We start from the raw sequence: 22,081 nt of genomic DNA, 5'->3' as shown, positions 1-22,081 counted from the left end.
ACCGACATGCCGTTGTTCGCACCAATCAAGGCGTCCTCGCGGGTCCGGTTCGGGGTTCTGCGGACGGACCGCATGCGTCTCGGGTTCCAATCCCCGGGCCAACTCCGTCGGATGGAGGCAATCGTTATCCTTACTGGGGGGGAATGTAGGGACGCCTTGTCAGACCGGCGCTTTGCGGCCGATCAGGCCGAACACGATCATGACGAGGCTGATGCCGCCGACGGCGCCGGAGACCTCTCCGACCGTGCGCATCAGGGCGACAGGATCATTCGACCATAGCGTCATGTCGCGCATCGACAGGAAGAACAGCACGGCCAGTACCAGCAGCACCGTGCCCACCGCAATCAATCGCCAGTTTCGTTGTCGCATGCGAGATGCTCCCCCGTATCGTCCATGGATGGGTGAGGTCGTTCTTTCTGCAGGAGATAGTGTCGTCGAGGCCGGTTCGGGTTCAATCCAGCTAGGCCGTGTACCTATAAACCCAGCGGCGTCATGTGGCTGGTGACGAAGTCCGCTTTGCTCCTATCGCGACCAAAAACGTCCGGCAGCGCAGTGTGTCGCGATGCGCCAAAAGGAGACGAATTGCGACGCAGCAACCGCAACCCCATTCAATCACGTTATCTGCTCTGACGAGCACTGTTTCCGGTACGAAAATACTAACATTCGCGCGCCAATTCCTCTGGCAGATTGGTCATTGGGCAATGTTTGGATATGATCCTTGCGTCCTACGCACGGTGCATGACAACTGCAAATTGCTCGAAGAGCGGGGAGGAAATATCCATGTTTCGTAAGCTCCCGATTGGCGCGCTAGGCGCCATGGCTGTCTTGTTTTCGACTACGGCATTCGCGCAAGGTACTGCGGCGGACGCTAAGGCCATGCTTGAAAAGACGGTTGCGGCCATCAAAGCCGATAAGGCCAAGACGCTCGACCAGATCAACAAGGACGAAAACGGCTTCCTTGCTGGCGACATCTATCCGTTCTGCTTCAATCTCAGCGACGGACTCCTCGTCGCGAATGCCAATCTCAACGTAAAGCAGTTGCTCGGCAAGGATGTGAGGACATTTAAGGACCCTACGGGCGACCTGTATGGCCCGAGGCTCTATGACGAAGCAAAAGAGGGCCAGATCAATGAGGTCAGCTACATGTCCCCCAAGCCCGGCGCTGACAAGACGTGGGTGCCGAAGGCGAGCTTAGTTACTGCGGTCGCCGGCCTGGGATGCGGCGTCGGTTACTACAAGTAGTCCGTTCCAAATCAACCGTCATATGGGCGCCGAACTGCCGAACTCTGACGCCCACACAATGCTATTTTCTCGCGTGACCGGTCAGTCGCGCTGCGCCGTCTCATACGCTGTCGTCGCGCACCACAGACAGCGGCTAAAGAAAATGGGATTCGGGATCAGGTCGCGCAGCAGCAATCTTGCGCCGCTCATGCCGGCTTTGGGTCATTTTCGTCGGTCTCAGCGGAGATTGTCGGCTGGCTGATGTCCGCTTCTGTGATGGCGCAGCCCGTCGCCCTCGTCTACGATCGGCGCGAGCCAGATTTCGAAAGGCACCGGGATGCGAACCATTGGCCTGATTGGAGGCATGAGCTGGGAGAGCACCGCGCTCTATTACAAGCTCATCAACGAGCGCGTCCGCGATCGCATGGGCAAGCTGCATTCGGCCCCGCTGTTGATGTATTCCTACGACTTCCAGGACATCAAGGAGATGCAATATGCCGGCCGCTGGGCCGAGGCGGCGGCGAGCCTCGCGGAAGTCGCGCAGCGCCTCGAACGCGCGGGCGCCCGCGCCATCGTGCTGTGCACGAACACGATGCACAAGCTCGCGCCCGATATCGTGTCGAAGCTGACCATTCCGTTCATTCATATCGGCGACGCGACGGCGCAGCGCATCCGGGCCAAGGGATACCGGCGAGTCGGGCTGCTCGGCACCAAGTTCACGATGGAGGAGGATTTCTACATCGATCGACTGCGCGCGCATGATCTCGATGTCCTCATTCCGTCTGCCGACGAGCGCGCCGACGTGAATCGCATCATCTACGACGAGCTGTGTCTCGGCGTCGTCGCAGAGCCCTCGCGGCGCCGCTATCAGGACGTGATGGCTGCGCTCGTGGCGCGTGGTGCAGAGTGCATCATCCTCGGCTGCACCGAGATCACGATGCTGGTGGGGGCCGCCGATACATCGGTCGAGACGTTCGACACGACGGCCATTCACGCCGAGACGGCGGCGGATTTCGCGATCGGATGATTGTGACCTGACGGGACGCTAGATGCTCGCCATTTGAAGCCGAGATTTTAGCCGTTGTCTGTTTTGGGGCAAAATCGGTCGTTGACTCATGGCCGTGGTATGTCGGCGATGGGCCAGCATCGGAAGTAGCCATCCCGGTCTTGGATGTGATTGGATACAGCCGGAATGATTGACGGGCATGAAAATCACAATTCTCGATTTGAGGGCTGCCAATGGAAAGCATTAGCGACGGACACTTGCTATCAAGAGCTCTTTTGACGCTCGCAGCCATCGGATATGGTTTCGTGACGATCAAAGCCGATTTCAACCGCACCCATGCAACCAATCCATTATGGACGCCGCACGCACGCTTCCACGTCGTGTGGCAGGTACTTAGCTATACTGGCATCGCGGTCATCGCCCTCTGCCTAATTTGGCTGAACGGGCCGCTTCCGAAAGAAAGGCTGTTGCTTGCAGGGGCGCTTGGCGCTGCGGTCTACGGGGCCTTTTTCGCCGCGCTACTCGTGCGAAAGCTGTTTGGCGGCGCACTCTATGATCAAAATGGCTACCTGCCCTTTCGATCGCCGGTAGGACCGTGGTTATGGGATGCGAATGTCACCGCGTTCAGCGTTTTGTCGACAATCTTGGCGGTCGGAATTCTCGTAGTGTGATCGATCTTTCTATCATCCTCGGCTGCACCGAGATCACGATGCTGGTGGGGCCGCCGATACATCGGTCGAGACGTTCGACACGACGGCCATCCACGCGGAGGCCGCGGCGGATTTCGCGATCGGGTGAGGGCGGTCTCGTTGCAGCTTGGCCAGTCAATCCATAGCCTTGCGGCGATCCGCGTCGACCTGGGCCCGCCATTGCTTGACGAGGTCGCGTCGGCGACCGGGATAGCGTTCCGCCTTAAGCTTGATCCTCTCGATCCGATCCGCCCGGAATGAGCGAAAGTCTTTCCTCATTTCACACCAGCCGGCGAGGATGCGCCGGGAATCGAAAAAGGCGACGCCAATCGGCCAGATCGTCCGGGTGGTTTTCGCGCCTTTCGGATCGCGATACACAATGGAAAGCTTGTGTTGGTCGCGCATGGCCTGGCGCACGATGCGAAGATCGACGGCCTCAGGCTGCTTCGGCCTGCGACCCACGTGAAAGGCATTGTCGTCGATCTTGTGTTGCAGCTCGGACGGGAGTACGGCACCGATTTTTGCGAGCGCGTTACGCGCGGCCAGTGCGAATTCATCATCGGTCTGACGGGACACCCATTGTGCGCCGAGCGCCAGGGCCTGGATTTCCTGCTCGGAGAACATCAGTGGAGGAAGGAGAAAGCCGGGCTGCAGCACATAACCGAAGCCCGGCTCACCCTCGATTTGCGCGCCCAAAGACTGCAAGTCGGCGATGTCGCGATAAATCGTCCGCAACGACACGCCTGCCTCAGCCGCCAGATTGCTGCCCGACACCGGATGACGGTGCCGCCGCAAGATCTGCATGAGGTCGAACAGGCGCTGGCTCTTGGACATGGTGCAAGTCTAACACTTATCCTGCCAAAAATTGGCAGCAGCCAGCCGCAGCTCGTAGGATGGGTAGAGCGAAGCGAAACCCATCAAGTTTCATCCTCACGATCGGATCGAGCCAGCAAGAGTTGCTAGATACCGCGTCCGCCCGTCGAGGCGATGGGTTTCGCAAGGGCTCAACCCATCCTACGAGCTTGGCAGTTAGCTACTGCAGAATGGCGGCGCGGCTTCGAGTAGCCGCGCCGCTTCGATGGCCTGGACCGGGGTCACATCGCGACCAGCGCCTCACCGCTGAGCCTGCGTCCGGGTCGCCATGTAGGCTGCAAAGGGTGTCGCGTCATAGATCACATCGGTCGACGCGATCTTGCCATTCTTCACCTTGAGCAGTTCCGCGACGATGGCGCTGGCGACCGGATGGGTGTCCGCGCTGTAAACGACAACCGCCTGCTGATCGTCGCCGTAGGTGGCGAGTATCGTCACCGTCTTGATCATGCGGGCGAACCCGGCGTGGAACTCGCGAAACCTCTGGGTCCCGGTGATCCGCCCGATCGGCGACGTGCAGACAATGTCGTCCGCCGAAACGGAGACGATCGTATCGACATCTCTGCTGGCGATGGCCTCGACATAGGTCTTGGCGACTTGCAACGCTGTGCCGCTGCTCTGGCTATTCATGGTTTTCCTTTCAGTGATTGGTGAACTGAAAGGAAACCTAGCGTGGGGTAGTGACAGATTCTGGCAGTAGGAAATCGGCGCTGCCGGTGCTTACGATGACAGTGCACTTAACGCCCGAGATCCAGCTCGCGAGCGCCCGTCTTCAGCGCCGGTAGCGCCGCATCAGCCGCGAGACGTTGCTCGAATTGCCGTTGCCAGAGAACCCTGAAATCGTCGACGGAGGCGCCTGGGCCGAGCTGCGCGGCGAGATGAGTCCGATTCTCCTGCCAAGATCTGCCGAGCATCGGCAGGAACGTATCGCGGCTGGCGTTGTACTTGCCCTCGTTTGCTGTCGCCAGGAATGCCTCCAGATACAATCGCTCCGAGTCGAACAGCAGCCCGTCCATGTCGAAGACGATCGCGTCGGGTGGGAATGGAAGCATAGAAATGGGCACCTTGTGTGATGGGTCGGGGCAGCCCGTAGGATCAACGTTTAGCAAATTGCTCCGCAGATGCTATCGGAGTTCCGGACTTGGAAGACGTCGCTCCGCGCGTCAATTGAACTTAACCGGCCGCTACACCGAGCATGAGCCGCATAGCTAGTACTAGGTCCGCCGCGCTTGAACAACTAAGCATGCGCGTTCGCGCCTTTGACAAAATCCCGCAGTCGACGCCACGCGCTGGGCGGTCTTCCAAACCCTCTTAGCCAATCGGCATATTGATCGTCGCTCGGGATTAAATTCTGCTCTTGGGCGATTGACCAGTTCGCCGGATATTGTCGCGGTACGCCCAAACGATATTTCCAACCCTTGCGCGCGTGCAGCTTTCTCTCAAGACGCAGCAATTCATCCGCAAGCGTCATTCCGAAAAAGATGCAATCGTCGGCTTGATGATTGAGTGCATCTATGTTGTGACCAAAACGCTGGTCAACTTGCTCTTCCATGTAAGCTCCCACGTAAAACGCGATGCGTTCAAGGTGAGGCATAGGTTGCCTTTTTTGGAACTCCGAGATGAGATTGTTTCGATAGTCGATCGATAGTCGGAGATCCTCCGTTGCGTCCGCGAGCGAGGTCGCGGCGGCTATGCCGCGGTGACCCAGTGCGAACTTCTCAAAGACAATCTTTTCGAGAGCAGATACGCCGAAGCGCGGTTGCGAGAGAGTCTTGAGGTCCAGATCGAGCTCAAACACGCCCACCGGATTGACGACGAAATTATCGTAGCGCTCGACGGCCTCGTCATAAGTAGTTTTCATGGGACGAATATGCTGCCGTTTTATCGCCAGCGCTTTGTTGACGATGGTGAAGCAGAGACCATACGCGACGTGGACAGCCTTCAATTCATCGATAACCCGACGCTTCTCCTGTGCCCGACTAGCAACGTATGCGCCGACCAAGGTGCCGAAAGCCGCTATCATGATGGTCTGCACTGGAGCAGGCGTCTTGCTCCATGTTTCGGTAACAAAGGAAGCGATAGAGCCTAGCGCGCTGCTCCATTCCATCTGAGCCCCATAGCAAACAGATCACACCAAAGAGGGCATGCAACCGGACAGGGCGTGCGAAGACAACTGCCATCTTTCGGTAACTAACAGATCAGTCTAGCGCCCAAATCTGGCGGGCATCCCCCAGCAGAGCAATTAGCAGCCAGAGGACAAAGGCCGTGCGGAGGCGACTTCTCTCACAAGCGTTGCGGTTGATTGCCCTAGGCACGGTAAGTCGTTCGCCGGAACGCCGTAGGCCTTGGCCAGTGCGTCAATGATTGCGCTCGCACTCTCGTTGTCAGCATCGGCCAACGCTGTCTAGAGTGCCGCAAGCCATCAGAGCCTCACCGATCTAATGGGTCCTCACATACGGGCCGGCCGCAATCCTTTCATGGACAGCGTCAGGTTCTTCGACAAACGCGATTGTATGTTCGTGCCCAAATAGGATCGTGGAGCCGCCGTTTTGGCCGGGCTGAATAAGCAGTATTCGATCGAGGTTCACCAGCACCTCACGTTCTGGAGGTCCCCGGCGGGTCAGGTGAATGAAAATAGCCATGCCAACTTCTTCGATGGAGTACGATCGCGGTACATTCCGATCAAACGTGGATACCGTTGTCAGTAGCCCGCTTCCTGACAACGTCCGCGCCTATGTGCAACTCGGCAACTAAGTCTGATATGGCACTACTTGTAAGTCTTCCGGATTTAGCTTTGGAACGCACGATCGCTAATGGGCATGTAAGCTCAGCCGCAAATGCTCTGTTGGCTTGTTGATCACGTGTGACTGCAGAGGTGAGCAGCATGCTTTCGTTGTCTTCGGCCGACCATGCGGAGAATATGGCTCTCGCTGCGGAGAAACGGCGCTTCGTTTCGGTTTCTTGGAGCAATGCTATTTGCATCTCGTCATCGTGACGAACAACCGCACCTGTTACTGAAGCTTCATCAAAATCAGTGTGCTTTTGAAGCACACGGTTTTTCGGATCGACGTGCAGTTTCTCGAATATCTTGGTCGCGCCATTCGGATCCGTGTCCTTAATGCCCAATTGCCGGCGTAAATAGTCCGCAGTGCGCACGCCATATCGGTGAGCAACAGCATTGACGTTGTCCGATGGCATCTTGAACGTTGATAATGGCGATAGCGTCGACGTCGGTGCGTTCTTCGTGAGCGCTACCGCTTGTTCAGTAACCTTCGCCATTTCGGGAAAGTCTTCAATGGTCGCCACTTGGCATAAATCGAGGAGCACCTTCGCCCCCAAGGTGACTTCGAGCCTTTCAAAAAGCTCGGCAATCGGCTCGGAAATTTCGTACGGCGATATTCCAAGGGCACCTGCGAGTCTGCAAAACAGTGCTTCCTCTTCGTCGGTGGACGAAATCAACGCCCAGGCAGCCTGCAAGAAGGAGTCGGCTATGTGCGCCTCTTCGAGGCGAGCGACCACACCTTCGATGAATTGACGTAAGACCTTCTCAACTTCCTTCCGATCGAGCGATGCCGAAGCGCGATTGAAGAATCTTACCTTCGCCAAATCCGAGGTTCGAGCAGCGGCCGAGACTTCAACTGACTTGCCAACTGAAACAATTTGAACGTCGGGTAATGCGAATCCGCGCTGAGCAGCTAGGAAAGAATGTCGGCGAACAAATGCCGCGTCGAAGACGGCGTCTTCCGATTTCTTGGGCTCCCACAGAAGTGGCCACCAGTTTTCAGCCACCCATTCCGCGAGATAATAGGCGGGAATTTCGAGTGAATGCTTTTGCTCACGGCTGTCTAAAAAATCGGAAACAGACTTGTCTTCGATTTGAATGTGCAATCTGGCAAGCGTCGCATCAGCTTCAGTCTTGCCAGGACGTGGAAGCCAAGACCGCGCAATTTCGAATCCGCTCATTTTCGTAGCTCCGGAGGGAGACCCTCCTCGTCGATCGGGTACGCGTGATAGTTTCCCGGATCAGCAAACTTCGTGGTCGCCTCGTACCAGCGCCCATCAATTTTTCTCCAACAATAACGAGGGAAGTCGTCGACCCACTGCGGGGACACATGTCGCGCTCGTATTGCCGCTCGAATCGCATCACCCGCTTGCTGAATGGTGAAGTCCCGCGGGCACGGGGTATGAGGTTTATATCTCCGGGCCAACCTGCCGTCTAATTTGCAGTGATAGTCGCTCGGTGTGTACTTAACACCGCTTACTGCACGTTCAATTTCCTCAGCCGTAACGCTCTTTTTCAGCTGTTTCGGTTTGCCCCGAAATACCTGCTGCAACTGCTTCGGTCGTTTCAAGGATGTTCCCCCACCCAATTCGTGGGAGGCTATACGCCTGTACAACCCTGTCTAGAACATTATTTCGACGCGTCATATTGCGCCTCGTGTCGCGCGCGAATTGCGGGGAGCAGCGGGAAACCTAAAGGAATTCTGCGCAACCGGCACAACACTAACTCGTCGGCAAAGTAGCGACCTAAAAATAGAATATATAAGTTATATCAATTATTTAGGCGCGGCTAACGGAGTCTTGATTTGAACAAGACAAACACAGGCTGAGCCTGGAGGTCAGGCAGTACCCTGCCGACGGAATCGACGCCAAGCATCTGAATCAGCTCGAGGGACTTGATCGCTGATCGACGCCCCGTCAGACGTTCTCCATCGGAAGCAACTCCAGCGTGGCGGACGATTTTTCCAGCAGGCAGGCTTGGGCCGTCCGCTGCGGGTCATTCCGATAACTATGGAAGTCCGCTTCCGATGCGAAGCTGACGATGTGCATTTCTATCGTGCCGTCTGAGTTCCGAAGCCGCCGTTCCAGACGTCCGTTGAGCTCGGGCAAGAGCGGCAGCACCGCGTCCTCATAAGCCCTGAAGTCCGCGACGCCCTCCGCAGGTATTCGGGCGATGAGCGCAAACGTGACGGGAACGGTTTGATGGGACATCGTCGCCTGCCGGCTGCACCACTGCCATGATGGCATCATGCCGGTGTTTTGCCCGACGGAGCAAGAGAATTTCTTAAAAATCGAAAAACCGTAGTGCCGACAATGAGTCGGCTACTGTGCATGGGGTTGTTTTCGAGATTTGTGGTGGTCGGCCCGAAACATCCCGGGCCGGACGTTGATCCGTCTCAGCTATCCACCTTCAGCGCGGCAATGAAGGCTTCCTGCGGGATGTCGACCTTGCCGAACTGCCGCATCTTCTTCTTGCCTTCCTTCTGCTTCTCCAGAAGCTTGCGCTTACGCGTGATGTCGCCGCCGTAGCATTTTGCGGTGACGTCCTTGCGCAGCGCGCGCACGGTCTCGCGCGCGATCACCTTGCCGCCGATCGCCGCCTGGATCGGGATCTGGAACATGTGCGGCGGGATCAGCTCTTTCATCTTCTCGACCATGGCGCGGCCACGGCCTTCGGCGCGGGTGCGGTGGACCAGCATCGAGAGCGCATCAACCGGCTCGGCGTTGACCAGGATCTGCATCTTGACGAGGTCAGCCGGCTTGTAGTCGGTGAGATGATAGTCGAACGAGGCGTAGCCCTTGGAGACCGATTTCAGCCGGTCGTAGAAGTCGAACACGACCTCGTTGAGCGGCAGGTCGTATTTCACCATCGCGCGGGCGCCGACATAGGTCAGCTCCTTCTGCGCGCCGCGGCGATCCTGGCACAGCTTCAGCACGCTGCCGAGATATTCGTCGGGCGTGAGGATTGTCGCCTCGATCCAGGGCTCCTGGATCTCCTCGATCTTCACCACGTCGGGCATGTCGACGGGATTGTGAATCTCGAGCTCGGTGCCATCGGTCAGCTTCATCTTGTAGATGACGCTCGGCGCGGTCGCGATCAAATTGAGGTCGAATTCGCGCGACAGCCGCTCCTGGATGATCTCGAGGTGCAAGAGGCCGAGGAAGCCGCAGCGGAAGCCGAAGCCGAGTGCCGCGGAGGTTTCCATCTCGAAGGAGAAGCTGGCGTCGTTGAGGCGCAGCTTGCCCATCGCCGCGCGCAACGTCTCGAAGTCGTCGGCGTCGACCGGGAACAGGCCGCAGAACACGACCGGGATCGCCGGCTTGAAGCCCGGCAGCATCTCGGTCACCGGCTTCCTGTCGTCGGTGATGGTGTCACCGACGCGGGTGTCGGCGACTTCCTTGATCGCGGCGGTGATGAAGCCGATCTCGCCGGGGCCGAGCTCGTCGACCTGTGTCATCTTCGGCGTGAAGAAACCGACGCGCTCGACGTCGTAGGCCGCGCCTGTGCCCATCATGCGGACGCGGCTGCCCTTCTTCATGACGCCGTCGACGACGCGGATCAGAACGACGACGCCGAGATAGACGTCGTACCAGCTATCGACCAGCAGCGCCTTCAAGGTCGCGTCGCGGTCGCCCTTCGGCGGCGGCAGGCGGGTGACGATGGCTTCCAGTACATCGGGAACGCCGAGCCCGGTCTTTGCCGAGATCATCACGGCATCAGACGCATCGATGCCGATGACGTCCTCGATCTGCTGCTTGACCTTCTCCGGCTCTGCAGCCGGAAGATCGACCTTGTTCAGGACCGGAACGATTTCGTGATTGTTGTCGAGCGCCTGGTAGACGTTGGCGAGCGTCTGCGCTTCGACGCCCTGGCTGGCGTCGACCACCAGCAGGGAACCTTCGCAGGCCGCCAGCGACCGCGAGACTTCGTAGGCGAAGTCGACATGGCCGGGCGTGTCCATCAGGTTGAAGATGTAATCCTTGCCGTCCTTGGCGCGGTAGGCGAGGCGGACCGTCTGCGCCTTGATGGTGATGCCGCGCTCGCGCTCGATGTCCATGGAATCGAGCACCTGCTCCTTGCCCGCCATTTCGCGGTCGGAGAGGCCGCCGGTCATCTGGATCAGACGGTCGGCCAGCGTCGATTTGCCATGGTCGATATGGGCGACGATGGAGAAATTGCGGATGTTGGAAATGGGGACGGTCGTCATGGGCGCGGGATACCACTCACATCCCCGTGCGGCAACCATATTGCTGTATTTTCAGGGCCTTTCTTCACGCCAAGCTGATTCCACGCGGAGCCAAAACGCGCTACGCAACGACGATGTCAACGACCTCGATCCCCTCCGCCCGGGCGCGCGCGAAGACCCGCCTCAGCCTTGACCGTTTCCGGGCCTGGCTGGTTGCCTGCGCGACCCACCCTTCAGCCCGGCTGTGGCTGGTGATCCAGCTCGCCATCCTGCATGCCGTGATCTGGACCTTCATCCTGATCAATCTCAAGGCGGCGCAGGACGTTCACATGGACGTCGCAGAAGCCTGGGGCTGGGGCCAGAAATTCCTGTGGGGCTACGGCAAGCATCCGCCGCTGTCGGGCTGGATCGCCGGCGTCTGGTTCAAGGTGTTCCCGGCGGCGGATTGGGCGACCTACGCGCTGGCGATGGCGACGGTCAGCGTCGGCATGGTGATCTGCTGGCTGGTCGCGCTGCGTGTGGTGGATCCGCGGCGCGCGTTCCTGGTCGTGGTGATGGTCGCGCTCTACCCGATCTTCAATTTCAAGGGCTTCAAGTACAACCCCGACCTGCTTCAGCTCGTCACCCTGCCGCTCGTCGTGCTCGCTTATCTCAACGCGTTCGAGAAGCGGAGCTGGCAGTCCGGAATCTGGCTCGGGCTTGCCGGCGCGCTGGCGCTGATGACCAAATACTGGGTGCTGACCATGATCGGCGCGATCGGCCTTGCCGCGCTGATTCATCCAGAGCGCGTAAAATTCCTGCTGTCGCCGGCGCCCTGGGTCGCGATCGCGACGATGGTGGTGGCGATGATCCCGCACATCGTCTGGCTGGCGGATGCGCATTTCGTGCCGCTGACCTATGCCGGCGACACCTACAGCATCGAGGACGCCGGCCAGGTACGTCAGCTCGTGTTCGGTTATGTCCTGCACAATGCCGCGCTGCTGGCTCTTCCCGTGGCGCTCGCCGCACTCGCAATGGCACTGGTGCCGCCATGGCTGTCGCTGCTCGTGCGCGCGCCCTTGCGCATCGTCACGCGGGCCTGGGCGCGCGGCGCCAACGCGGGCGTCAATGTTTCCCAGGCGCTGAACATCTGGATCATCCAGATCATCGTCGCGGCCGGGCCGCCGCTCGGCGCGCTCGCTTTCAGCATTTACATGAAGACCGATTGGGGCATCTCGCTGTTCTTCCTGGTGCCGCTCGCGCTGGTCGCGATTCCGGCGCTGCGGGTTCAGAGTGCCGTGCTGTTCAACATCGTAGCGATCTGGCTGGTGCTCAGCGTCGCGACGCTCGTCGCCTCGCCCTGGATCGCCGCGCGCGAGATGGCGGCGAATTCGGACAACACGGCGACCTATGGCGCGCGCTCGGAGCTCGCGCGGGAACTGACGCAAGCCTGGCACTCGCGCTTCGCCTCGCGCTGGGCGATCGTCGCCGGCACGATGGAATCGATCCAGCCGATGGTGTTCTACAGCCCGGATCATCCGGTTGCGTTCATCCCGAACGAAGCCTGGAGCTCCGGGCTGACGTCACTCGATGAGGTCAACAAGGACGGTTTCATCGGCGTGTTCGATCCGACCGATGGCCGCCTGCCGGCATTTGAGAAGTGGGTGTCGGAGATTGCGCCGAATGCCGAGCGGATCGTGATGACGACGCGCCGCTTCACCCACGGCAAGGCCGGCCCGTCGATGACGTGGAACGTCTACATCGCCCCGCCGGCGAAGTGATCGAGGGGTCTAAACCCCTTCCTCGTTGAATTTGCTTTCAACGAGCTCGGCGATCGCCGTGAGCGCGGCTTCAGCGTCGGCGCCGGCGGCGGCGACCGTGATCGTCGTGCCCGGTCCGGCCGCGAGCATCATCAGGCCCATGATCGAGGTGCCGCCGACGGTCTCGCCGCCGCGCGTCACCCACACTTGCGCGTTGAAGCGCTCGACCGCCTGGACGAATTTCGCCGAGGCGCGCGCATGCAGGCCGCGCTTGTTGATGATCAGGAGCTCTTTGGAGATCGCGCCCGCGGGCACGCCCGTCCCGGCTTGTGGCGCGTCGTCGCTCATTTGCCGGCGAGCACCCGGCTGGCGATGGTGACGTATTTGCGACCGGCTTCCTGGGCCATCGCGATCGCGTCGGGCAGCGGACGCTCCTCGCGCACCTTGGCGAGCTTCACCAGCATGGGCAGGTTGATGCCCGCGAGCACTTCGACCTTCGGTCGGCTCATGCAGGAAATCGCGAGGTTCGACGGGGTGCCGCCGAACATGTCGGTGAGGATCGCAACGCCGTCGCCGGAATCGACGCGGTTAACCGCCTCGATGATGTCGCTTCGGCAGAGATCGGAATCATCTTCGGCACCGATCGTAATCGCTTCGATTTGCTTTTGTGGGCCCATGACATGTTCAAGCGCTGCCTTGAATTCGTCGGCAAGGCGCCCGTGGGTCACAAGTACTAGACCAATCATCGGAAAACTCCCGCGGGCGCTTTTGGTGCACCGCACGAACGCGCCACTTTGACCATCCAGAGCCCCCGCGCAAGGGGGGATGTTGCGTATCTCCCTGAATCTAGACGGATGGATAAGGGGAGCTGCGCCGGTCTATTCGGTCGCGAGTGTGGGGTTCATATGGTTACAATTTCCCTTCAAACAATCGCCTCAAGGGTTAGGTGGAGGTTAACTCTTGGTAGTGGTCAAGGCCGCAACAACCAAGGGGAGGGGCGAATAGCCGCGCCCGACCGGGATTCGCGGTATTTCGACACCAAAAATGGTGGTTTTCAGCGATTCCGGCGAAGGCAGCCGTTCGGCGTCATCGGCATCCAGATCGACCACGAGACCGACCGTCGCATGCTCCACAAAGTCGCAGCTTCGGATTCCCAGTCCCCGGATCTCGATCAGGCCGGCCAGGAGGGGGGCGGGACGAACCGCAATTTCGTGGCCGAGTGTCGCCAGATGGACACGGTCGTCGCCGACCAGAACAGCGCTGTCGACCACGCCCGCGCGCCCCGCCATGATCAAATCGAAGGCAAGGCGCGACTTGCCGGCGCCCGAGGGCCCGCGGATCAGCACCGCCAGGGGGCCGACCTTGACCGCGGAGGCGTGAACGCTCGGCCCGTCTTCGTTTAGACCGCCTTGGCTCATAGCGCCGGCAGCCTCACCACGAAGCGCGCGCCGGCAACCGTCGGCGCCCCGTCTTCATCAGCGGGGCCGGCGCGATTCTCCGCCCAGATGCGCCCGCCATGGGCATCGACGATCTGCTTGGAGATCGACAGGCCGAGGCCGGAATTCTGGCCAAAGCCCTGATGCGGCCGGTCGGTGTAGAAGCGCTCGAAGATTCGCTCCAGCGCGTCGTCGCGGATGCCGGGGCCGTCGTCGTCGATCACGATCTCGATCTCGCCGCGGACACGGCGGCAGGTCAGGCGGACCTTGGCTCCGGCTTCCGAGAAGGACTGCGCGTTGGAGAGCAGGTTTGAGACCACCTGCCCGAGCCGCGAATCATGGCCGGTGACCGCGAACGTATCGGTCGGGCTGCGGCCCTCGAAGCGCGCCTCGACCGCGACGTCGTGGCCGAGTTTTGTCTCGTTGGCGACCGACACGAGCGTCGTCAGCAGGCGGCGCAGATCGACCGGGATCGCATCCTGCCGCTGCAGTTCGGCATCGAGCCGGCTCGCATCGGAGATGTCCGAGATCAGGCGGTCGAGCCGCTTGACGTCATGCTCGATCACCTCGAGCAGGCGGGCGCGGCTGGTCTCGTTGCGCGCCAGCGGCATCGTCTCGACTGCGGAGCGTAGCGAGGTCAGCGGGTTCTTCAGCTCGTGGGCGACATCGGCGGCGAACATCTCGATCGCCTCGATCCGCTTGTAGAGCGCATTGGTCATGTCGCGCAGCGCGCCGGAGAGATGGCCGATCTCGTCGCGGCGGCGGGTGAAGTCGGGGATCTCGACGCGGGTCTTGATGCGGCGGCGGACCCGCTCGGCGCTGTCGGCGAGCCGGCGCACGGGGCCTGCGATCGTGCTCGCGAGCAGCAGCGACAGCATGATCATGACCGCGGCAGCGACGCCGCCGACTTTCAGGATCGCCAGGCGCTCGGCCGTGACCATCTGATCGATTTCGTCGCCCTGCGTCGACAGCATCAGCGCACCATGGATGGCGCGCGAGCGCTGCACGGGGACCGCGACCGAGACAATCACCTCGCCGCGCGCATTGACCCGCACCATCGAGCGCTTCTGACCCTGGAGCGCATCGGCGACTTCAACATAGCCATTGCCGTTCTCACGCCCAAGCTCGCGATAGAGCGGCAGGTCGCCGCGGTTCAGCCAAGTGCGGGTCGCGACCATGGCGCGCTCGACCAGCCCGGGTTTCTCGGACGGTGGCGGCAGCGGAAACGCCCTGAGAACGTCGAGGTCACGGCTGTCGAGCAGTACCGAACCGTTGGGATCGAAAATCCGCGCGCGGGTCTTGGTCGGCGAGATCAGCGTGCGCAACACCGGCGCCACGCGCTCGGGATTGATTGGAAAATCCAGCGAATCGTCGGGCCCGCCATAGCTCTCACCCAGTTTCAAGTCGAGCAGCCGCTCGGGGTCGACGGTGATCGCATTGGTCTGCACCGTCGCCGAGGCGCCGATGGCGCCGGCGATGATTTCGGCCTGCACCAGCAGGCTCTGCGCGCGCGCGTCGATCAGGCCGGCGCGAAACTGCGACAGATAGAGAATGCTCGCGACCAGGGCGACAAGGCCTGCGAGGTTGAGCGAGACGATGCGGCGGGTGAGGCTCGAGAAGGACAGGGCGAAGAAGAACTGGCCAGCACGCTTGAGCCAGTTCAGCGGCCCCCAGCCTCGCGCGACCGGCTTGTCCTCATGCTCCGAGGCGCCGTGGGCGGTAACGTCCTCGGCGTTCGAACTCGGATCAGGCTGCGTTCGGTCAAGCAATGCTTACGCCCGCGTTAGGACAGCTCGTGCGACGGCCCGCATCCTAGAGCATGCCCGGTTCTGATGGAATCAGAACCGGTGCAGCCCTCATCTGTCGTGAAGGCGCGTGCGCCTCAGGCTTCCTTGAAGCGGTAGCCGACGCCGTAAAGCGTCTCGATCATCTCGAAATCGTTGTCGGTCACCTTGAACTTCTTGCGCAGCCGCTTGATGTGGCTGTCGATGGTGCGGTCGTCGACATAGACCTGGTCGTCATAGGCGGCGTCCATCAGCGCGTTGCGGCTCTTGACGACGCCGGGCCTTGTCGCCAGTGCCTGCAGGATCAGGAATTCGGTGACGGTCAGCGTCACCGGCTCGTTCTTCCAGGTGCAGGTGTGCCGTTCCGGATCCATGCGCAGCAGGCCGCGGTCGAGCGCCTTGGCGTCGTTCTCCTTCGGAGCGACGGTCGGATCCTTCGGCGCCGAGCGGCGCAGCACCGCCTTGACGCGTTCGACCAGCAGGCGCTGCGAGAACGGTTTGCGGATGAAATCGTCGGCGCCCATCTTGAGGCCGAACAACTCGTCGATCTCTTCGTCCTTGGAGGTCAGAAAGATCACCGGCAGGTCGGACTTCTGCCGCAGCCGGCGCAGCGTTTCCATGCCGTCCATGCGCGGCATCTTGATGTCGAGGATGGCAAGATCGGGCTGGGTCGTGCGGAAACCGTCGAGCGCGGAGGCGCCGTCGGTGTAGGTCATGATGCGATAGCCTTCGGCTTCCAGCGCGATCGAGACGGATGTGAGAATGTTGCGGTCGTCGTCGACCAAAGCGATTGTGGGCATGAGCCTCTGCTTTCTGCTTTCCGTTTGGGTCGTGGCTTAAACGGCGAGCAATCCAGTGATGCGCCGCATACATGGGTGCCGAATTGGCATTCGAACCTTGTCACCGAGCAATGCAAGCTGGGCTGAAGTGTGACCAAGTTCCACGAAACACGGCAGATTCGCCGCGTTTCGACCCATAACCTGACCCCCGTTTACCCGAAAAAAGACCTCCCTTGCAACCACCTGAGCCGAGAAAGCCGATGCAACCGACCCCCGATTTCGCCCCCGGAATGCTCGCCAAATCGCTGCTGCGGCGGTCGCGGCAGGGTGCGCTGGCAACGCTGATGGCGGGCAGCGGCGATCCCTATTGTTCCCTGGTCAATCTGGCGAGCCATCCGGATGGCTCGCCGATCCTGCTGATCTCGGGACTGGCCGTGCACACCAGGAACATCCTCGCAGACAGCCGGGTCTCCCTGATGCTGGACGAGCGCGCCGCCGGCGATCCGCTGGAAGGCGCCCGGATCATGCTGTCAGGCCGGGCTGAGCAGGCCGGCACCGAGCGAGAGCTGCTCCAGCGGCGGTATCTCAATGCCCATCCCTCGGCGGAAGCCTTTGTCTCATTTAGGGATTTTGCGTTCTTCCGGATCCGGCCCACGGGAACCCATCTGGTCGCGGGCTTCGGCCGGATCGTTGACCTCAAGCCCGAGCAATTCCTCACGGACCTCACCGGCGCCGACGATCTGCTCGCGGCGGAGGAGGGGGCGGTCGAGCACATGAATGCCGACCATCGCGAGGCCCTGGGCCTCTATGCGACGAGACTTCTCAGGGCGGCTGCGGGCGACTGGCGCTGCACCGGCTGCGACCCCGAAGGCCTCGACATGCAGGACGGCCAGACCGCGCTGCGGCTGGATTTTCCGGAGCGTGTCACTGATGGCACTGCGCTGCGCAAGATGCTGGTGCGCCTTGCTGGCGAGGCGCGCGCGAAGGCAGGCTGAACGCAACAATTTGAACGCTGCCGCCCATCGCTGCGACCCAAGACCGTAATGGTCGCAAGGCGCGCAGCGAGAGGGTTCATGACACGCCGCCGTTTGACGCTGGGGTTGGCGCTCGCGATCACTGCATCGCTCGCCACGCCAGGCCTTGCCCAGAAAGGCCTTGCCCAGAAAGGCGGTCTCGCGACCGAGAGCGCTGGGATCAACGAGCTCACCAAGGCCGGCAGATATTCGGAAGCGCTTCCCCTGGCGCAGGCGATGGTTGCGAGCCTGGAGAAGAGCGACAACGGTCGTGAACTTGCAGCCGCCTTGAACAATCTCGGTCAGGTCTATGCCGGTCAGGGCCGGGACGACCTCGCCGAGCCGCTCTACAAGCGTTCGATCGCATTGATGGAGAAGTCGCTCGGTCTGGACAACGCACTGGTCGCGGCCGAACTGACCAATCTCGCCGCGCTTTATCAGCGGCAGAGCCGCTTTGACGAGGCCGAGCCGCTGTTCAAGCGCGCGCTTTCCGTCCGGGAAAAGAGCCTGTCACGCGAGCATCCCGATGTCGGCCAGGCTCTCAACAATCTGGCCACGCTCTATGTCAGGCAGCAGCGCCAGGCCGAAGCCGAGCCGCTGTTTCAGCGCGCGCTCGCGATCTACCAGAAGGCTGCCGGGCCCGAGCATCCCGCGGTCGCCACGGTCCTGAACAACATTGGCCAGGTCGATCGCGATCTCGGCCGCGACGCCGATGCCGAAGCGCCGATCAAGCGCTCGCTTGCGATCCGTGAAAAAGCGCTGGGTCCCGATCATCCCGACGTCGCGCGTTCGCTCAACAATCTCGCCGGCCTTTACGAGCACCAGCAGCGCTATGCCGAGGCCGAACCGCTGTATCGCCGCGCGCTCGCCATCCGCGAGCGTGCGCTTGGGCCGGATCATCCTGACGTCACGACGTCCACCGGCAATCTCGCTTATTTCCTCTTTGTGTCTGGGCGAACTGCGGACGCGTTGCCGCTCGCGGAAAAAACGCTTGCGAACGATCGCGCGCAGCTGCGCGTGGTGCTGCCGATCCTGTTTGCGGCGCGCCAGCAATCGCTGCTGCCGCCAGACAAGGCGCTGGACGAGGCGCTCGCCGCGATCGAGCGCGGCACGCAATCCTCCGCCGCGTCGGCAGTGAACAAGCTCGCGGTGCGGCTCGCCGCCGGCAGCGACCGTCTCGCCGAGCTGGTGCGCAAGGACCAGGATCTCGGCGCCGAATCCGACGCGCTGGACAAAGCGATCATCGCGGCCGTGTCGAAGCCGCCGGCGCAGCGCGACGTCGCCTCCGAGCAGCGCAGCCGCGCACGGATCGCAGCCATCGCAAGCGAGCGCACGGGTTTGCAGAAGACGCTTGCCATTGAATTCCCTGATTACGCCTCGCTCTCCAACCCGCTGCCGTTGACCGTCAAGGACGTCCAGCCACTGCTGTCGGCCGATGAGGCGATGGTGCTCTATTCCGTCGTCGACAACCGCAGCTACGTCATCGCCATCACGCGCGAGGGCGCAGATTGGAAGGAAATTCCGCTTGGCGCAGACGCACTGGCGCAGAAGGTCACGTCTTTCCGCCGAGGTCTCGATGTCGGCAAGGCGCGCGATGGCTCCGGCAAATCGGGCCTGTTCGACCTCGCGCTCGCCAACGAACTTTATGTCACGCTGCTCGGCCCGGTCGAGGCACTGACCACGGACAAGCGCAGCCTGCTCATGGTGCCGTCGGGTGCGCTCACTGCGCTGCCGTTTCATCTGCTCGTCACGGCGCCACCGCAAGCTCCGATCCCGGAGACGCTCGAAGGCTATCGCAGCGCCGCCTGGCTGCTGCGGCGTCAAGCTGTCTCGGTGCTGCCATCGGTGGTCAGCCTGAAATCGCTGCGCGCCTTTGCGCGCAAGGATCAGGGCATCAAGCCGATGACCGGCTTTGGCGATCCCGTGTTCAATCCCGCCGAGGGCGGTCCCGCCGACCGTCGCGCAGCGAGCGGCAGGGTGGCCGCGCGCAGCATCGTGACATCAGCCTATACCGATTTTTGGCGCGGCGCCGGCGTCGATCGCGCACGGCTTGCGCAAGCGTTGCCGCAACTCCCTGATACAGCGGACGAGCTGAACGCCGTGGCGAAAGATGTCGGCGCGACTGATGCCGACATTCATCTCGGCCGTGACGCCAGCGAAACGACGCTCAAGCGTGCACCGCTTGCTCAATACAGCATCATCTACTTTGCGACCCACGGCCTCGTCGCCGGTGACATCAAGGATGTCGGCGAGCCGTCGCTCGCGCTGTCGATTCCCGATCGGCCCTCGGAGCTCGACGATGGCCTGCTCACGGCGAGCGAAGTTGCCCAGCTCAAGCTCAACGCAGATTGGGTCGTGCTGTCGGCCTGCAATACGATCGCCGGCGACAAGCCGGGCGCCGAGGCCCTGTCGGGACTGGCGCGTGCCTTCTTCTATGCAGGCGCACGTGCGCTGCTGGTTTCGCATTGGGCAGTGGATTCGGAGGCTGCTACCCGCTTGACCACTTCGACTTTCGATCTGCTCAAAAGCGAACCAAAAATCGGCAGAGCCGAAGCTCTGCGGCGCGCGATGCTAACGTACGTTGATGACGCCTCGTCGCCCCGCAATGCCTATCCTGCGATGTGGGGGCCGTTCGCGCTCATTGGCGAAGGCGCGGTACGATAGGCCGGCGCAGGATTGTGCGTCGCAAAACGCAAATAACGCCGAAATGTGCGTTTGGTTGCGCGACCATTTCTAATTTTTTGATGCAGTCGCTCAGGGCTGACATGCGCGGCGTTTGGCGCGGTCCTTGAATAAACCAAATCCTGCGGGATCAGCTTGGCAACGTCAGCGTTCATCAGTATTAGGTCGTCCAACCGAGGCCGGACGGCCTGCAATTCACGGTGACCGCGATGGCGCCAAGGTTAGGTCGCGCTGAGTGTCGCGGGTTCTAGGAGGATCTTTCGTGCAAGAGACGGGCGTGCGCAACGGTGCCTTCGGCGCCGACAAATTCGGCTTAAAGAATCTCAAGCAGGTTCACTGGAACCTTGGCGCACCGCAGCTCTATCAATACTCGCTCTCCGCGGGTGAGGCGGTGTTGTCTGCCGACGGTTCGCTCTGCGCCGACACCGGCGAGTTCACGGGCCGTAGCCCGAAGGACAAGTTCACGGTGCGCGACGCTACCACCGACAAGAAGATGTGGTGGGCCGGCAACCAGTCGATTACCGCGGAGCAGTTCGAGACGCTCTATCAGGACTTCCTCAAGCACGCCGAAGGCAAGAGCCTGTTCGCGCAGGACCTCTATGGCGGCGCCGACCCGGCCTACCGGATCAAGACCCGCGTCTTCACCGAGCTCGCCTGGCACTCGCTATTTATCCGCACGCTCTTGATCCGCCCTGAGGCGGTCGAGCTGTCGAGCTTCACACCGGAGCTCACCATCATCGACATGCCGAGCTTCCGCGCCGATCCGAAGCGCCATGGCTGCAAGTCGGAGAACGTCGTTGCGATCGACTTCGCCCGCAAGATCGTGCTGATCGGCGGCTCCTACTATGCCGGCGAGATGAAGAAGTCGGTCTTCACCACGCTGAACTATTACCTGCCCGAGCGCGGCGTGATGCCGATGCACTGCTCGGCCAATGTCGGCGCCAACGACGACGCTGCGATCTTCTTCGGCCTGTCCGGGACCGGCAAGACCACGTTGTCGGCCGATCCGAACCGCACGCTTATCGGCGACGACGAGCACGGCTGGGGCCCGAACGGCGTCTTCAATTTCGAAGGCGGCTGCTACGCCAAGTGCATCAAGCTGTCGAAGGAAGCCGAGCCCCAGATCTACGCGGCGTCGACCCGCTTCGGTGCGGTGCTCGAGAACTGCGTCCTCGACGAGGACACCCGAATTGTCGATTTCGACGACGGCTCCAAGACCGAGAACACGCGTTCTGCGTACCCGCTCGACTTCATCCCGAACGCCTCGCGCACCGGCCGTGCGCCGCAGCCGAAGAACGTGGTGATGCTCGCCGCCGACGCCTTCGGCGTGCTGCCGCCGATCGCAAAGCTGTCGCCGGCGCAGGCGATGTATCACTTCCTCTCGGGCTACACCGCCAAGGTCGCGGGCACCGAGCGCGGCCTCGGCAACGAGCCGCAGCCGGAATTCTCGACCTGCTTCGGCTCGCCCTTCCTGCCGCTCGACCCCAGCGTCTACGGCAACATGCTGCGTGACCTCATTGCCCAGCACAATGTCGACTGCTGGCTGGTCAACACCGGCTGGACCGGCGGCAAGTACGGCACGGGCTCGCGCATGCCGATCAAGGTGACGCGCGCACTGCTGACCGCAGCGCTCGACGGCTCGCTTCGCAACGTCGAATTCCGCACCGACAAATATTTCGGCTTCGCAGTCCCGACCGCGCTGCCGGGTGTGCCGAGCGAAATCCTTAACCCGGTCAATACCTGGAAGGACAAGGACGAGTTCGACAAGACCGCCCGCGCGCTGGTCGGCATGTTCCAGAAGAACTTTGCCAAGTTTGAAGCCCAGGTCGACGCCGAGGTGCGTGCGGCGGCTCCGGACGTGAAGCTCGCGGCGGAGTAAGTTCGCATCGTTTGA

19 protein-coding genes and 1 pseudogene are annotated in these 22,081 nt (G+C 61.4%); 7 read left to right on the top strand and 13 right to left on the bottom strand.

The features are described 5' to 3' along the window. Positions 1–159: 159 nt before the first annotated feature. Positions 160–369: a hypothetical protein gene (locus ACLFLU_RS39945; protein ID WP_426410100.1), complete on the bottom strand. Its 210-nt coding sequence runs from the start codon at positions 367–369 to the stop codon at positions 160–162. Between the two features lie 411 nt (positions 370–780). On the opposite strand from ACLFLU_RS39945, the gene ACLFLU_RS39940 reads away from it, so the two are divergent. The 3 genes from ACLFLU_RS39940 to ACLFLU_RS39930 all read left to right on the top strand — a co-directional run bounded on the left by ACLFLU_RS39940 (position 781) and on the right by ACLFLU_RS39930 (position 2,898). Then, positions 781–1,242, top strand: coding sequence for a cache domain-containing protein (locus ACLFLU_RS39940; RefSeq protein ID WP_426410099.1), 462 nt, complete (start codon positions 781–783; stop codon positions 1,240–1,242). 316 nt (positions 1,243–1,558) lie between these two features. Further along, positions 1,559–2,248 carry an aspartate/glutamate racemase family protein gene (locus ACLFLU_RS39935; protein ID WP_426410098.1) on the top strand — a complete coding sequence of 230 codons (690 nt, stop codon included), beginning with the start codon at positions 1,559–1,561 and terminating at the stop codon, positions 2,246–2,248. Positions 2,249–2,460: 212 nt separating this feature from the next. After that, complete coding sequence (locus ACLFLU_RS39930; RefSeq protein ID WP_426410097.1) at positions 2,461–2,898, top strand: hypothetical protein; 438 nt, start codon at positions 2,461–2,463, stop codon at positions 2,896–2,898. A 153-nt stretch (positions 2,899–3,051) separates the two neighbouring features. Here ACLFLU_RS39930 and ACLFLU_RS39925 read toward each other — a convergent pair whose 3' ends face one another. The 7 genes from ACLFLU_RS39925 to lepA form a co-directional block, all read right to left on the bottom strand. Further along, on the bottom strand, positions 3,052–3,750 hold the full coding sequence (locus tag ACLFLU_RS39925) for a helix-turn-helix transcriptional regulator (protein ID WP_426410096.1): 699 nt from the start codon (positions 3,748–3,750) through the stop codon (positions 3,052–3,054). 279 nt (positions 3,751–4,029) lie between these two features. Continuing rightward, positions 4,030–4,416 carry a nuclear transport factor 2 family protein gene (locus ACLFLU_RS39920; RefSeq protein ID WP_426410095.1) on the bottom strand — a complete coding sequence of 129 codons (387 nt, stop codon included), beginning with the start codon at positions 4,414–4,416 and terminating at the stop codon, positions 4,030–4,032. A gap of 107 nt (positions 4,417–4,523) precedes the next feature. Further along, the gene (locus ACLFLU_RS39915; protein WP_426410094.1) at positions 4,524–4,802 is read right to left on the bottom strand and encodes a hypothetical protein; all 279 of its coding nucleotides are present in this window, start codon (positions 4,800–4,802) and stop codon (positions 4,524–4,526) included. Positions 4,803–5,023: 221 nt separating this feature from the next. After that, positions 5,024–5,893, bottom strand: coding sequence for a hypothetical protein (locus ACLFLU_RS39910; protein ID WP_426410093.1), 870 nt, complete (start codon positions 5,891–5,893; stop codon positions 5,024–5,026). A 575-nt stretch (positions 5,894–6,468) separates the two neighbouring features. Next, entirely contained in the window at positions 6,469–7,749 is a 1,281-nt protein-coding gene (locus ACLFLU_RS39905; RefSeq protein ID WP_426410092.1) for a hypothetical protein, read from the bottom strand. Between the two features lie 735 nt (positions 7,750–8,484). Then, positions 8,485–8,778 (bottom strand): hypothetical protein, encoded by a 294-nt coding sequence (locus ACLFLU_RS39900; protein ID WP_426410091.1) that lies wholly within the window; start codon positions 8,776–8,778, stop codon positions 8,485–8,487. Positions 8,779–8,963: 185 nt separating this feature from the next. Beyond that, the gene (gene lepA, locus ACLFLU_RS39895; RefSeq protein WP_426410090.1) at positions 8,964–10,775 is read right to left on the bottom strand and encodes a translation elongation factor 4; all 1,812 of its coding nucleotides are present in this window, start codon (positions 10,773–10,775) and stop codon (positions 8,964–8,966) included. A 113-nt stretch (positions 10,776–10,888) separates the two neighbouring features. Here lepA and ACLFLU_RS39890 point away from each other — a divergent pair, with 113 nt between their 5' ends. Then, positions 10,889–12,514 carry a glycosyltransferase family 39 protein gene (locus ACLFLU_RS39890; RefSeq protein ID WP_426410089.1) on the top strand — a complete coding sequence of 542 codons (1,626 nt, stop codon included), beginning with the start codon at positions 10,889–10,891 and terminating at the stop codon, positions 12,512–12,514. A gap of 9 nt (positions 12,515–12,523) precedes the next feature. Here the strand turns inward: ACLFLU_RS39890 and ACLFLU_RS39885 are convergent, their stop codons facing one another. The 5 genes and pseudogenes from ACLFLU_RS39885 to ACLFLU_RS39865 form a co-directional block, all read right to left on the bottom strand. Continuing rightward, on the bottom strand, positions 12,524–12,841 hold the full coding sequence (locus ACLFLU_RS39885; RefSeq protein WP_426410088.1) for an HPr family phosphocarrier protein: 318 nt from the start codon (positions 12,839–12,841) through the stop codon (positions 12,524–12,526). Next, the gene (locus tag ACLFLU_RS39880) at positions 12,838–13,239 is read right to left on the bottom strand and encodes a PTS sugar transporter subunit IIA (protein ID WP_007597752.1); all 402 of its coding nucleotides are present in this window, start codon (positions 13,237–13,239) and stop codon (positions 12,838–12,840) included. Before ACLFLU_RS39880 ends, ACLFLU_RS39885 begins: the two co-directional genes overlap by 4 nt. Before the next feature lie 189 nt (positions 13,240–13,428). Further along, positions 13,429–13,911 (bottom strand): annotated as a pseudogene (locus ACLFLU_RS39875) (HPr kinase/phosphorylase). Beyond that, positions 13,908–15,698, bottom strand: coding sequence for a stimulus-sensing domain-containing protein (locus tag ACLFLU_RS39870; RefSeq protein ID WP_426410087.1), 1,791 nt, complete (start codon positions 15,696–15,698; stop codon positions 13,908–13,910). Before ACLFLU_RS39870 ends, ACLFLU_RS39875 begins: the two are co-directional and overlap by 4 nt. 113 nt (positions 15,699–15,811) lie before the next feature. Continuing rightward, entirely contained in the window at positions 15,812–16,513 is a 702-nt protein-coding gene (locus tag ACLFLU_RS39865) for a response regulator transcription factor (protein ID WP_148775966.1), read from the bottom strand. 239 nt (positions 16,514–16,752) lie between these two features. On the opposite strand from ACLFLU_RS39865, the gene ACLFLU_RS39860 reads away from it, so the two are divergent. The 3 genes from ACLFLU_RS39860 to ACLFLU_RS39850 all read left to right on the top strand — a co-directional run bounded on the left by ACLFLU_RS39860 (position 16,753) and on the right by ACLFLU_RS39850 (position 22,066). Next, positions 16,753–17,487 (top strand): HugZ family protein, encoded by a 735-nt coding sequence (locus ACLFLU_RS39860; protein WP_426410086.1) that lies wholly within the window; start codon positions 16,753–16,755, stop codon positions 17,485–17,487. A 78-nt stretch (positions 17,488–17,565) separates the two neighbouring features. Next, positions 17,566–20,169: a CHAT domain-containing tetratricopeptide repeat protein gene (locus ACLFLU_RS39855; RefSeq protein ID WP_426410085.1), complete on the top strand. Its 2,604-nt coding sequence runs from the start codon at positions 17,566–17,568 to the stop codon at positions 20,167–20,169. A 280-nt stretch (positions 20,170–20,449) separates the two neighbouring features. Next, on the top strand, positions 20,450–22,066 hold the full coding sequence (locus ACLFLU_RS39850) for a phosphoenolpyruvate carboxykinase (RefSeq protein ID WP_426410084.1): 1,617 nt from the start codon (positions 20,450–20,452) through the stop codon (positions 22,064–22,066). Positions 22,067–22,081: the final 15 nt, after the last annotated feature.

Origin of the sequence: Bradyrhizobium ganzhouense, assembly GCF_049949285.1 — a bacterium.
GTDB classification, from domain to species: Bacteria; Pseudomonadota; Alphaproteobacteria; order Rhizobiales; family Xanthobacteraceae; genus Bradyrhizobium; species Bradyrhizobium ganzhouense.
The sequence above is the reverse complement of the archived record's forward strand: the minus strand, read 5'-3'. Positions and strand labels throughout refer to the sequence as shown.